The 12,734-nt window shown below is 61.6% G+C and carries 9 protein-coding genes; 1 reads left to right on the top strand and 8 read right to left on the bottom strand.

The features are described from left to right. Positions 1-25: 25 nt before the first annotated feature. The 4 genes from ABEH27_RS15535 to ABEH27_RS15520 form a co-directional block, all read right to left on the bottom strand. Positions 26-760 carry an amino acid ABC transporter ATP-binding protein gene (locus ABEH27_RS15535; protein ID WP_346614445.1) on the bottom strand — a complete coding sequence of 245 codons (735 nt, stop codon included), beginning with the start codon at positions 758-760 and terminating at the stop codon, positions 26-28. After that, positions 757-1,428 (bottom strand): ABC transporter permease subunit, encoded by a 672-nt coding sequence (locus ABEH27_RS15530; RefSeq protein ID WP_346614444.1) that lies wholly within the window; start codon positions 1,426-1,428, stop codon positions 757-759. Before ABEH27_RS15530 ends, ABEH27_RS15535 begins: the two co-directional genes overlap by 4 nt. Then, positions 1,429-2,175 (bottom strand): amino acid ABC transporter permease, encoded by a 747-nt coding sequence (locus tag ABEH27_RS15525; RefSeq protein ID WP_346614443.1) that lies wholly within the window; start codon positions 2,173-2,175, stop codon positions 1,429-1,431. It lies immediately after the preceding gene. A gap of 142 nt (positions 2,176-2,317) precedes the next feature. Next, a complete protein-coding gene (locus ABEH27_RS15520) occupies positions 2,318-3,235 on the bottom strand; it encodes a glutamate/aspartate ABC transporter substrate-binding protein (RefSeq protein ID WP_346614442.1) in 918 nt (305 codons plus the stop codon). Positions 3,236-3,574: 339 nt separating this feature from the next. On the opposite strand from ABEH27_RS15520, the gene ABEH27_RS15515 reads away from it, so the two are divergent. After that, the gene (locus ABEH27_RS15515) at positions 3,575-7,702 is read left to right on the top strand and encodes an NEL-type E3 ubiquitin ligase domain-containing protein (protein WP_346614441.1); all 4,128 of its coding nucleotides are present in this window, start codon (positions 3,575-3,577) and stop codon (positions 7,700-7,702) included. Positions 7,703-7,738: 36 nt separating this feature from the next. Here the strand turns inward: ABEH27_RS15515 and glpD are convergent, their stop codons facing one another. The 4 genes from glpD to ABEH27_RS15495 form a co-directional block, all read right to left on the bottom strand. Next, positions 7,739-9,268 (bottom strand): glycerol-3-phosphate dehydrogenase, encoded by a 1,530-nt coding sequence (gene glpD, locus ABEH27_RS15510; RefSeq protein ID WP_346614440.1) that lies wholly within the window; start codon positions 9,266-9,268, stop codon positions 7,739-7,741. Positions 9,269-9,444: 176 nt separating this feature from the next. After that, on the bottom strand, positions 9,445-10,200 hold the full coding sequence (glpR, locus tag ABEH27_RS15505) for a DNA-binding transcriptional repressor GlpR (RefSeq protein WP_233691111.1): 756 nt from the start codon (positions 10,198-10,200) through the stop codon (positions 9,445-9,447). 102 nt (positions 10,201-10,302) lie between these two features. Beyond that, entirely contained in the window at positions 10,303-11,802 is a 1,500-nt protein-coding gene (gene glpK, locus ABEH27_RS15500; RefSeq protein ID WP_346614439.1) for a glycerol kinase GlpK, read from the bottom strand. Positions 11,803-11,843: 41 nt separating this feature from the next. Then, positions 11,844-12,695, bottom strand: a complete 852-nt coding sequence (locus ABEH27_RS15495) for an MIP/aquaporin family protein (RefSeq protein ID WP_346614438.1) — start codon at positions 12,693-12,695, stop codon at positions 11,844-11,846. Positions 12,696-12,734 lie beyond the last annotated feature (39 nt).

The following is a 12,734-nucleotide window of genomic DNA, read 5'->3' as shown; positions in this document are numbered from 1 at the left end:
CGGGGCAGCGGAAACTGTGGCCGGCTTAGTGTTGCAGGATCTTGCTGAGGAAGTGCTGGGTGCGCTGGTCGCGGGCACTCTGGTCACCGAAGAACTCTTCCTTGGTGCAGTCTTCGATGATGCTGCCTTTGTCCATGAAGATGACCCGGTTGGCAACCTTGCGGGCAAAGCCCATTTCGTGGGTCACGCACATCATGGTCATGCCTTCGTGAGCCAGCTGCACCATCACGTCCAGTACTTCGCTGACCATTTCCGGGTCCAGCGCCGAGGTGGGCTCGTCGAACAGCATGACGATCGGGTCCATTGCCAGCGCGCGGGCGATCGCCACACGCTGCTGCTGGCCACCGGAGAGCTGGCCGGGGTGTTTCTTGGCGTGCGCGCTGAGGCCCACACGCTCCAGCAGGGCCAGGCCTTTCTGGGTGGCTTCCGCCTCACTGCGGCCCAGCACCTTGCGCTGGGCGATGGTCAGGTTTTCGGTAATGGTCAGGTGCGGGAACAGCTCGAAGTGCTGAAACACCATGCCCACCCGCGAACGCAGCTTGGGCAGGTTGGTTTTCGGGTCGGCAATCGAGGTGCCATCGACCACCACGTCGCCCTTCTGGAACGGTTCCAGCGCATTGACGCACTTGATCAGGGTGGACTTGCCCGAGCCCGAAGGGCCGCACACCACCACCACTTCACCCTTCTTGACGTCGGTGCTGCAGTCGGTCAGTACCTGGAAGTCGCCGTACCACTTGTTGACGTTCTTGATGGAAATCATACGGTGATCCTTTTTTGCAGGCGCTTGACCAGCCACGAAGCGGAGAAGCTGATGAGGAAGTAGACGACCCCGGCGAAGATCAGGAACTCATGGGAGCGCCCGATGATGTCGCCGTTGGAGCGTGCCGAGTTGAGGAAGTCCACCAGGCCCACGGTGTATACCAGCGAGGTGTCCTGGAACAGGATGATGCTCTGCTGCAACAGCAGCGGGGTCATCTTGCGGAACGCTTGGGGCAGGATGATCAGGCGCATGGTCTGCGCGTAGTTCATGCCCAGCGCTTGCGCCGCGCCCATCTGCCCTTTGGAGATCGACTGCACGCCGGCACGGACGATCTCGCAGAAGTACGCCGCCTCGAACATCATGAAGGCGACCACGCAAGAGGTGAAGGCACCCACCGGGGTGTCTTCGCCGGTGATCCAGCGCAGCACGAACGGCACCGCCAGGTAGAACCAGGTGATCACCAGCAGCAGCGGGATCGAGCGGAAGTAGTTGACGTAAGCGCCAGCTACCCGCGACAGCAGCTTGCTCGACGACAGGCGCATCAATGCCAGGATGGTGCCCAGCGCGATACCGCCGATCACTCCCATGACCATCAGCTTCAGGGTCATCACCATGCCTTCCCAGAGGGCGGGCAGGGCGGGGATGATTTCGCTGAAATCCATTTCCATTTACTTGCCCCCCACGGAAATCAGGCCCGGCACCGCGACTTTCTTCTCGACCACGCGCATGAGCAGCATCAGGCCCATGTTCAGGGTGAAGTAGATGAGTGTGGCCAGGGTGAATGCCTCGAACAGGTTGGCGGAAAATTCTGCGGTCTGTTTGGTTTGCGCCAGCAGCTCCATCAGGCCGATCAACGACGCCACCGAGGAGTTCTTGAAGACGTTGAGAAACTCCGAGGTGAGCGGCGGGATGATGATCCGGTAGGCCTGCGGCAGCAGCACATTGTTGTAGATCTGCGGCAGGCTGAAGCCCATGGCGCGTGCGGCGGCTTCCTGGCCCCTGGGCAGCGCCTGGATACCGGTGCGCACCTGTTCGCAGACGCGGGCGGCGGTGAACAGGCCAAGGCAGACGATCACGCTGATCAACGCCGAGGTGGTCGGGTTGAGGTCCTGCTTGAACCATTCCTGCAGGCCTTCGGGCAGCAGGTCGGGTACCAGGAAGTACCAGATGAACAGCTGCACCAGCAGTGGCACGTTGCGGAACAGCTCCACGTAAGCGGTGGCTATGCCCGATACCAAGCGGTTGGGCACGGTACGCATGACCCCGAGGACAGACCCCAGCAGCAGCGCGATGATCCAGGCGGTGATGGCGATGGCGATGGTCCAGCCCAGGCCGGTGATGTACCAGTCCAGATAGGTTTCGCTGCCCACGCCGGTGGACTTGAAGAACACGCCCCAGTCCCAGTTGTAATTCATCGGGATTTCCCCTCAGACGGTTGTTTCACGGGCACCTTCGAGCATCCAAGGGCGGCATGCGCCCTCGGATGAAAGGTTAGACACTAATGAGTGGCCTGTAGAATTGATTCGTGCGCTTGCGCACCAGGCCACTATCTGAGGATCAGGACTTCTTCTCGTCCGCGGCCTTGTCGGTCGGCTCGGCGATCAGTTTTTTCAGCTCATCGCTCATCTGGAACTGCAGGTTCAGGCCTTTAGGTGGAATGGGCTGCATGAACCACTTGTCGTAGCTCTTGTTGACCTCGCCCGACTTGAAGTAGGCGACGATGGCCTCGTCGACCGCTTTCTTGAATGCAGCGTCTTCCTTACGCACCATGCAGCCGTAGATTTCGTACGACTGAGGGGTGCCGGTGATGACCCAGTCCGCTGGCTTGCGCGCCTTGGCCATTTCACCGGCCAGCAGGGCGTCGTCCATCATGAAGGCCACGGCGCGGCCGCTTTCGAGCATGTTGAAGGCTTCACCGTGGTCCTTGGCGGAAATCACGTTCATCTTCATCTGCTTGTCGGCGTTCATCGCCTTGAGGATGCGCTCGGAGGTGGTGCCGGCGGTTGTCACCACGTTCTTGCCGGCGAGGTCCGGGAAGTCTTTATACGATGGCTGACCATCTTTGACCTTGGTCAGCAGGCGCGTGCCGACTTCGAAGATACCGACCGAAAAGCCGACTTGCTGCTGGCGCTCGACGTTGTTGGTGGTGGAGCCGCACTCAAGGTCCACGGTGCCGTTCTGCACCAGCGGGATGCGGGTCTGGGAGGTGACGAGGTTGTACTTGACCTTGATGTCGGTGCCCAGTTGCTTCTTCAGGGCGTCGACCACGGCCAGCTGGATGTCGTGGGAGTAGCCCACGGGTTCCGGCTTGCCTGCCAGGTAGGAAAACGGAATGGAGGAGTCGCGGTGGCCCAGGGTGATGGTGCCCGAATCCTTGATCTTCTTCAGGGTGCCGGTCAGCTCTTCGGCCATGGCGGGCGAAGCGATGACCGCAGCCGCGATGGCGGCGCCCAGCAATTGACGAACGATACGCATCAAATTTTCCTCGACGTGTTTGTTTTTTTTATGGAGCCGTTGGCGGACTCTTTCGTTCAACGAATACAGCATGAAGCGGTGTGCATTCGGCTTCCAAGTGTAGAGCATGACTCGTGCCAAGCTCTGCCAATGATCATAACCCCCTGCAAAGCCTGGGCATGAACCCAATATGAAGGTTTTTGAAGTTTGATACGTGGTCGGAACACCGAATGCGTGGGTTTTTTTCGTTCGGCAATCCGAATGAGGTCTGCCCGGTAGCCCTGTGCGTCAGCTTTAAGTAACACCTTGGCATGAACGGCAAATGTTGAGCTTGCTGCCTCATCATCAGGAGCTCATATCGTGTCCGTCATTCCCATCCCTTCCGATTCCGTCGATGCCTTCATTGCCCGCCAGCTTGCAGATTGGTTGAAAGGCGCCAATGTCGACCTTCTTCTGACACTGCACAGGGCGCTGCGTCATCAGCAGGCTGCTGCGGAAAATGTAAAAAACGCCTTGGCAGGCATTCCCAGCCTGGAGGCATTTGCCACGCCGCGGCTGGAGCAGGCGTTGCGTGACCGGGGCTTGGCCGAGGTCAATGTACGCACCATGCAGGTGTGCATCGAGCTAGATGTGCCGATGCCCAGCGCCGCGCCGCGCCTGCATACGCCCTGGAGAACCCTGCACAGCGTGCAACCCTTGCTGACAGCGGCGCTGCACAACTTTCACGAGAGTGAGACCTCGCCGTCACTGCATCGGCGAGCGTATCTGCAAGACGCTGACAAAGTAAGACTGCCAATGGCGTTCGAGGCGTTTGCCCAGTGCTGCAGAACGCTGGATATCGGTGGGCAGTATCAGCAGCTGCTGCGTGCGCAACTGTTTCCGAAGAGCAGGCCTACGGCGCCGAAGGATTTCGCTCGTGTGGCGGTGGAGCGCATGCTGGAAGAGAGTCTGCGCGCCAAGCTGGACGTCGCGGTGCGCATGGCAAGAATCAAGTCCGAGTTGGACGAAGGCGACTACCTGCGCTTGTTGTCTGTCATTGCAAGCAAACCCATCGTACCGGCGGTGCCCGGTATCGTCACACCTCGCCAGTTGTTCCTGTTGGGCAAGCGTATCCATGGTCTCGTCACCCTGGAGCTGCGCGAGAGCGCCGAGGGGCCATTGGAGGGGATCATCTGCTGGGTACCGCAGGACCCGCATCGCCCGGTGGCCAAACACGCCTCGTGGGACGCCCTCTATCTGTCGTTGGCGAAAAAGCTCCGCGCGCCTCACTACCGATCCTTTTTCAGTCGTTTCATCAGTGAGCGTGATCGGGTGACCTTCACCGCCACCCTGGAGCGTCTGATCGAAGCCAGCAGCGTGCGAGCACCGGCTGTTCTGGATGGACGCAACCTCGCCGTCGAAACGCCGCTGTTCGCCTATCTGCGTGGCTTGCAGGTGGACAAGATGCTTGATGATGCAAGTATTCTTGCGGTACCCACTGCTGACGAAACCGCCATCGAACGCCATCAGCGGCTGGAAGCGCTCAAGAGCGCGGGGCTCGATGCGCTCAACCTGGCTGCACTGTTCATTCCGGTTCTAGGGGAGGTGATGTTCGCCGTGGCTGCGGTGGACGTGGTCAGCGAAGTCTACAAAGGCTATGCCGATTGGCAGATTGGCGACCGCCAAGGGGCACTGGACCACCTGTTTGGCGTGGCCGAGAACGTTGCTGTCGGAGCCCTGGTGGGCGTCGGGGTCGCGGGGGTGGGCCGGGTGCTTGAGCGGGTGCCGTTTGTCGATGCGCTCACGCCCTTGCACGAGGGCGAGGGCCGCTCCAGGTTGGCGGCCTGGCAGGTCTCGGCCCATCACCTGGATGGCGGCGGCCCGCTGCTGCGCAGATTTGGCGGGGACTTCGCGCAAGCTTCCGACCAGGCCGCCGAAACGCTTCTTCGTATTACCGGGCTCGAACACGATCAACTGCGCCATCTGCATCTGCAAGAGCTGCCAGCCCCTGCACGGCTGTTCGATGCCCACGCACGCTATGAATGCCATGCAGTTAATCCTCTGCTGCGTGGCGACGCGTTCGAACGAGAGCTGGCGACTTGGCAAGGTACGCCCTCTGCGGCCGGGGCCGTATTGCTCAGGGCATTCCCAGGCTTGTCCGTGCGTGGCAGCGAAGAAATCCTCGAACATGCAAGCGGTGAGCACATCGAGGCGCTGCTGGCCGGTGGCCGTGTGCCATTGGTCATGGCCGAGCGTGCACGCTGGTTCTTGCGCGAGAGTCGGCTGGATCGAGCACTGATGGGGTTCGAGTACGAAGGTGCGGTCAATACCGATACCCAGCGTTTAGCTTTGGAACTGATCGATGAACTGGCGCCATGGCCGCCGTCGGTGCGTATTGAATTGCGCCTTGGGGAGTCGGGTGGTCGTCTGCTGGCGTCGAAGGGCGCTGACGACGCGTCGCACATCACAAGCATTATCCAGACCGAGCAGGGCTATCACTTGGGTGAGCCCACCGCAGCAGGCCCAGCCACGGGCTTGTTGCCCTGTTTGCTGCTCACCGTTGAGGACGCTCAGAAGGTGGCGCTTGGCGGTCCGCGACTGACGGCCACTGAACTTGGCCAAAAGCTCTCTCGACACGCCAGCGTCGATCGTGAAAAAACCGCGAGATCAATGGGCTTGCAGCCTATCGCAGAGCGCTATCGCCCGCCGCAGCGAATGGCCGACGGCCGCAGCGGCTACGCATTGAGTGGCGGCGGCGAGAGCAGTCGCCAGGCGATTCGCCGCGGCATCCATGACATCTTTCCGACCTTGACCGACGCACAGCTGGACGCTTACCTGCGCGAACTGACGCGTCGTCGTATCGGGCTCTGGGAGCACTTGAGCAGTCTCCAGCAGCAGCTGGAAAACCTGCGCGGGGCGCTGGATACCTGGCAGGGGCAGCGTGTGAGCTTCGTGGATGGGCTCAGGCGGCAACGCGTGGCCAACCAGATCCGTCGCGCCTGGCGGCGCAAGACTGCTGGCATTGCCGGTGACGACTTCGTGGTGCATATCGACGGCGAACAGGTGGGCAGTTTGCCGACCTTGCCGGCCGGCATCGAGTTCGGCCATGTTCGGCGCCTGACCTTGCGCAACATGAGCCTTGAGCAGATTGATGAAGACTTTCTGCGTAGGTTCTCCGACCTGCGCGAGCTGGACTTGCGGGACAATCAGTTGACCAGCTTGCCGGTAGGCCTGGAGCATTTGACCGAGTTGCGTTCGTTACGACTGGCGGGTAACCGGATTACCGTTGATGCCGCAGGCAACCAAAGGTTGGCAAGCCTTTCGATGCTTCAGCGACTGGATCTGAACTTTAACCCGCTGGGCCAGGTTCCCGAGCTGTCAGGGTTGCTTCATTTACGCGAGGTGTCGCTGCGCGCAACCGGCCTGCAGGCCTTGCCAGAGGAGGCGCAGATGCCCTGGAGAGGCTTGGTGGATATTCGCGAGAACCAGATACGCCAGCTGAACGGGGATTTGCGCAGCCTGCGCAATCGCCTGCAGCGGCTCTCAGTACATGACAACCCCTTGGACGAAGCCAGTGAAGCACTAGTGGCCCGCAGTAGCACTGTGGCGGCCACCCACCGCAACGACTCCTATCGTCACGCTGTTGCCGACGGCACCTTGCTGGAACGATGGATGGGCGCCGCCGACGATGCCATGCGTTCCCAGCGCACGCAGATCTGGACGCATCTGTCCCAGGAGTCGCAGTCGACAGACCTGTTTCGCTTCCTAGCGGATTTTGCACACTCAGATGACTTTCTCGATCACCCGCGCTACTACCGCGCCAGGGTATGGCGCATCCTCGAACTGTGCGCGGATAACACCGATGTGCGCGAAGCGGTGTTCTGGCAGACGCAGGGCCGCAGAACCTGTGAGGACCGCCTGTTGCTGATCCTCAGCCAACTGGAAGTCAGAGCCCATATTGCCTTGCATGCGGCAGGGGAAGGGGGCAGGCGGGCCGAAGCGACCTTGCTGAGGCTGGGGCGATCGCTTTATCGCCTGGATGCAGTGGACAGCATTGCCGCTCGGCATATCCAGGAAATGCGCCAGAACCCCTATGCCGCCGTGGATGACATCGAAGTTTACCTGGCCTACCGGGTTCATCTGGCTGACAGGCTTGACCTGCCGGCCCAACCGCGGCACATGAACTACATGGAGCACAGCGGTGTGAGTTCCATGCAGATCACGCGTGCGGGCGCAACTGTCCTCGCCGGCGAGAACACCAACGTGCTGAGCCAGGCACTGGCGCAACGAGAGTTCTGGCAAGGCTATGTGCGCAATCGCTACCCCGAGCGCTTCGAAGCCCTGGCTGCGCCGTTCCATGAACAGCTGGAGGCCTATGAGCACCAGGCTGGGGAGTCGGGCGAACAGCAGTACATCGAGCACGCCGCAGCCTTGATGGAAGCGCTCAATGGCGAAGAACGGGCTCTTTATCTGGAGTTGGCAAAGGAGGCATACGAGCGGGAGGGTTGAGCGCGGACGACCGTCAGGCGGTCGCCCGCGCAAGGTTCAGGCAGCGTTGCTGCGGGCGTCACGCTGAGCCAGGTAATCCGCCAGCGCGCGCTGTTCGCTTGCGCTGGTGAACAGCCCCAGTTTGGTCCTGCGCCAGAGGATATCCTGGGTGCTGACGGCCCATTCGGTCTCGCGCAGGTAATCGACTTCCCGGGTGAACAGGCCACCGCCAATCGCCTGGCCTAGATCGTCCGGCCCGGTTACCCCTTCGAGCAGCTGCCAGGTGCGGCTGCCGTAGGTCACGGCCCAGCGCTTGGCAATGTCTGGTGCAAGCCACTGATGACGCGCGAGCAGTTCTTCGACCAGTGCCTGAGGCGTGCTCATGCCTTCACCGCCGGGCAGCGCTGCGTGGGCTGTCCAGCTTTGGCCCATCTGGGTGAAGAACGGCTTGAGCTCTGCCATGGCCGACTCGGCAAGCTTGCGGTACGTGGTCAGTTTGCCGCCAAACACCGACAGCAACGGCGCCTCGCCTTGTGCGGCGGACAGCGCAAGGGTGTAGTCACGCGTGACCGCGGACGGGTTGTCCGACTCGTCGTTGCACAGCGGCCGCACGCCGGAGTAGGTGTGCAGGATATCGCCGCGGCTCAGTTGATGATTGAAGTGCGCGTTGACCACCTTCAGCAGGTAGTCGGTTTCCTGCTCGGTAATCGCCACCTTGGCCGGGTCGCCGCTGTACTCGCGGTCAGTGGTGCCGATCAGGGTGAAACGGTCCAGATACGGGATGCAGAAGACGATGCGTTGGTCTTCGTTTTGCAGGATATAGGCATGGTCGCCTTCGTACAGGCGCGGCACGATCAGGTGGCTGCCCTGGATCAGGCGAATGCCGTACGGCGCGTCGAGCTTGAGGTCGTCCTTGATGAAGCTGGCGACCCACGGCCCGGCGGCGTTGACCAGGGCGCGCGCACGGATGCTCTGCAGGCTGCCATCGGCGTGTTGCAAGTCGACCTGCCAGAGGCCGTCGACTCGTTCGGCACGCAAGCAGCGGGTGCGGGTCAGAATGTCGGCACCGTTTTCCCGCGCGGCCATGGCGTTGAGCACTACCAGGCGGGCGTCATCGACGGCGCAGTCGGCATATTCGAAGCCGCGCGTGATGGCCGGTTTGAGCGGGTAGCCCGGGCCAAAGCGCAGGCTGCGCGAGGCGCCCAGGCGCTTGCGCTTGCCCAGGTGGTCATAGAGGAACAGGCCGGCACGGATCATCCAGGCCGGGCGCAGGTGCGGCCGATGGGGCAGTACGAAGCGCATTGGCTTGACGATATGCGGCGCCTTGGCCAGCAGTACTTCGCGCTCGGCCAGCGCCTCGCGCACCAGGCGGAATTCATAGTGCTCCAGGTAGCGCAGGCCACCGTGGATCAGCTTGCTGCTGGCCGACGAGGTGTGTTGCGCAAGGTCGTCCTTTTCACACAGGAACACTTTCAGGCCACGCCCGGCGGCGTCGGCAGCAATGCCCACGCCATTGATGCCACCGCCGATCACGGCGAGGTCATAGCAGTCGGCGAGTGGTGGCTGGGACGAAACGGACTGGGACACGGGCAAGGCCTCCTGGGGCTGTTCACATCGAATATGAACATTGATGTTCGTTTTCGAAAATACTAACGCAACAGAAAGCCAGTCGCCAGTCAGTCTTCATAGAAAAAACTGATCATATGGCAACAAAGTGAACAATTTCGAAAATATCGGGGCCGCTTAAGCGGCCCGTTTGCGGCTTAGACCACGTCCAGGCGAATCTTGTACTGGTTGAGCAATTGATGCAGGGCAGGCGTGGGCGGCTGGTCGGTCACCAGGCAGTCGACCAGGCTGATCGAACCCAGGCGCACCATGGCATTGCGGCCGAACTTGCTGGAGTCGGCAGCCAGAATGACCTGGCGCGCGTTGGTAATGATGGCCTGGGATACCCGTACTTCCTGGTAGTCGAAGTCCAGCAGGCTGCCATCTTCATCGATGCCGCTGATACCGACCAGGGCGAAGTCGACCTTGAATTGGCTGATGAAGTCGACACTCGCCTGGCCGACCACACCCCCATCGCGGCGCACCGTGCCACCGGCCACCAACACTTCGAAATCATCCTTGGCAGCGAGAATGGCGGCCACGTGCAGGTTGTTGGTGATCACCTTGAGATGGCTGTGGTTGAGCAAAGCCCGCGCGATGGATTCGGTAGTGGTACCGATGTTGATGAACAGCGAAGCATGGTCGGGGATCTGCCGCGCCACGGCATCGGCGATGCGTTGCTTTTCGTCGCGCATCTGGTCGGCGCGCATGGCATAGGCGGTGTTCTCGATGCTCGAGTCATAGGCCGCGCCACCGTGGTAGCGGCGTAGCAGGTTGAGTTCGGCGAGCTGATTGATGTCGCGGCGGATGGTTTGCGGGGTGACGATGAACAACTGCGCCATTTCCTCGATGCTGACGTAGCCGCGTTCGCGCACCAGCTCGAGGATTTGTTGTTGGCGTGGGGGCAGATTCATGGGCGGTCCTTATGGGCTGCCGGACAAATTCTGCAATGATGCCGCAGGAAGCGGATGACGGCCAGTAGACGATGGGGCCGCCAGGCGGCCCCTGCCTATGGATCAAGCGTCGTGATCTTCCCAGTCACGGGTACGGTCGACCGCTTTGCGCCAACCGGCATACAGCTTCTCTTTTTGCGTTTCGTCCAGCTGCGGGCTGAATTCGCGCTCGATGATCGCCTTGTCGCGCAACTCGTCCAGGCCACTCCAGAAACCACAGGCCAGGCCCGCGAGGTAGGCAGCACCCAGCGCTGTGGTTTCGCGCATTTGCGGGCGTTCGACGCAGGTACCGAGGATATCGGCCTGGAACTGCATGAGGAAGTTGTTGGCCACCGCGCCACCGTCGACGCGCAGTTCGGACAGGCGTTGGCCGCAGTCCTGTTGCATGGCGTCGAGCACGTCGCGGGTCTGGTAGGCGATCGACTCCAGCGCAGCGCGGATGATGTGGTCGACCTTGACCCCACGGGTCAGGCCGAACAGCGCGCCACGGGCGTACGGGTCCCAGTAAGGGGCGCCGAGGCCGGTGAAGGCAGGTACCAGGTAGACGCCGTTGCTGTCCTTGACCTTGCTGGCGAAGTACTCGGTGTCCAGGGCGTCGTTGACGATCTTCAGTTCGTCGCGCAGCCATTGCACGGTTGAACCGCCATTGAACACGGCGCCTTCCAGGGCATAGGCCACTTCGCCACGCGGGCCGCAGGCAATGGTGGTGAGCAGACCGTGGGACGAGTTGACCGCCTTGTTGCCGGTGTTCATCAGCAGGAAGCAGCCGGTGCCATAGGTATTCTTGGCCTGGCCGGGTTCTACACACATCTGACCGAACAGCGCGGACTGCTGGTCACCGGCGATACCGGCGATGGCGATGCCGCTCTTGGTGTGGCCATAGACTTCGGAAGACGGACGCACCTCGGGCAGCATCTGGCGTGGGATGCCGAGGATTTCCAGCAGCTTTTCGTCCCACTGCAGGCTGTGGATGTTGAACATCAGCGTACGCGAGGCGTTGGTGTAATCAGTGACATGCACCTTGCCACCGGAGAACTTCCAGATCAGCCAGGTATCGATGGTGCCGAACAGCAGTTCGCCGCGCTCGGCGCGCTCACGGGCGCCTTCGACGTTGTCGAGGATCCACTTGAGCTTGGTGCCGGAGAAGTACGGGTCGGTGACCAGGCCAGTGGTTTCGCGGATGTACGCTTCGTGGCCGTCACGCTTGAGCTGGGCGCAGATTTCGGTGCTGCGGCGGCACTGCCAGACGATGGCGTTGTACACCGGGCGGCCGGTCTCTTTGTCCCACACCACGGTGGTTTCACGCTGGTTGGTGATACCGATGGCTGCCACCTGGGCATGGCTGATGCCGGCCTGGGCGAGCGCCTCGACCATGGTCGCGCTCTGCGTGGCGAAGATTTCCATCGGGTCATGCTCGACCCAGCCCGCTTGCGGATAGTGCTGGGCGAATTCGCGCTGCGAGGTGCCGACCACATTGGCGTCGCGGTCGAAAATGATTGCCCGCGAACTGGTGGTGCCCTGGTCCAGGGCGATGATGTAGTTCTTATCCTGGGTGTCTGTCATGGTCGTAGGCCTTGCAAAAATAGGGGGTCAGGGCACAAGCATCAGTTGGCTTGAGTATCGCCCTGGCGATTGTCGTTTGTCTCAGGGTTCGCGTTTTGCGCCACTGGCAGGTTGCGGGCAATCAGGCCGCGATAAGTCGCGGCGCCCAGGCAAGCGCCCAGTATCGGTGCACACACCGGAACCAGGAAATACGGGATGTCCCGGCCGCCAGTGAAGGCGATTTCGCCCCAGCCGGCCAGGAAGGTCATCAGTTTTGGCCCGAAATCACGGGCCGGGTTCATCGCGAAGCCGGTCAGCGGGCCCATGGCACTGCCAATCACGGCGATCAGCAGGCCGATCAGCAGCGGTGCCATGGCACCGCGGGGCAAGCCGTTATTGTCGTCGGTCAGGGCCATGATCACCGCCATCAGGATCGCGGTGATCACCACTTCGACCAGAAAGGCCTGGCCAGTGGTGAGTGAAGGGTGCGGATACGTGGAAAACACCGAGGCCAGTTCAAGGCTTTCTGTGCTGCCGCGCAGCATGGCGTGGGTTTGTTCGAAATCGAAGAAGAGGCTGCTGTACAAGGTGTAGACCAGCGCCGCGCCGCAGAACGCGCCGCACACCTGGGCCAGCATGTAGAACGGCAGTTTGCGCTTGTCGAAACCAGCGAACAGCGTCAGTGCGATGCTCACGGCCGGGTTCAGGTGCGCGCCGGAAATGCCGGCGGTGAGGTAGATCGCCATGCTCACACCGACGCCCCAGATGATACTGATCTCCCACAGCCCAAAGCTGGCGCCCGCTACCTTGAGCGCGGCGACACACCCGGTGCCGAAGAATATGAGCAGCGCCGTGCCGAGGAACTCGGCCAGGCATTGGCTGGACAGCGTGGGTTCGCGTAGAGCAGTCGTCATTATGACCTCGTTTTTTTTGTTGTGAGGCGCGTGGGCGCT

The organism is Pseudomonas sp. P39-UII1 (genome assembly GCF_039672635.1).
Taxonomy (GTDB): domain Bacteria; phylum Pseudomonadota; class Gammaproteobacteria; order Pseudomonadales; family Pseudomonadaceae; genus Aquipseudomonas.
Note: the sequence above shows the minus strand (reverse complement) of the source record. Positions and strands in the feature narration are given on the sequence as shown.

Bases quoted from the DNA above. Each gene is read 5' to 3' on its own strand.
- ABEH27_RS15530 (WP_346614444.1), bottom strand. From the start codon at position 1,428: ATGGAAATGGATTTCAGCGAAATCATCCCCGCCCTGCCCGCCCTCTGG.
- ABEH27_RS15520 (WP_346614442.1), bottom strand. From the start codon at position 3,235: ATGCGTATCGTTCGTCAATTGCTGGGCGCCGCCATCGCGGCTGCGGTC.
- ABEH27_RS15535 (WP_346614445.1), bottom strand. From the start codon at position 760: ATGATTTCCATCAAGAACGTCAACAAGTGGTACGGCGACTTCCAGGTA.
- glpK (WP_346614439.1), bottom strand. From the start codon at position 11,802: ATGACAGACACCCAGGATAAGAACTACATCATCGCCCTGGACCAGGGC.
- ABEH27_RS15495 (WP_346614438.1), bottom strand. From the start codon at position 12,695: ATGACGACTGCTCTACGCGAACCCACGCTGTCCAGCCAATGCCTGGCC.
- glpR (WP_233691111.1), bottom strand. From the start codon at position 10,200: ATGAATCTGCCCCCACGCCAACAACAAATCCTCGAGCTGGTGCGCGAA.
- ABEH27_RS15525 (WP_346614443.1), bottom strand. From the start codon at position 2,175: ATGAATTACAACTGGGACTGGGGCGTGTTCTTCAAGTCCACCGGCGTG.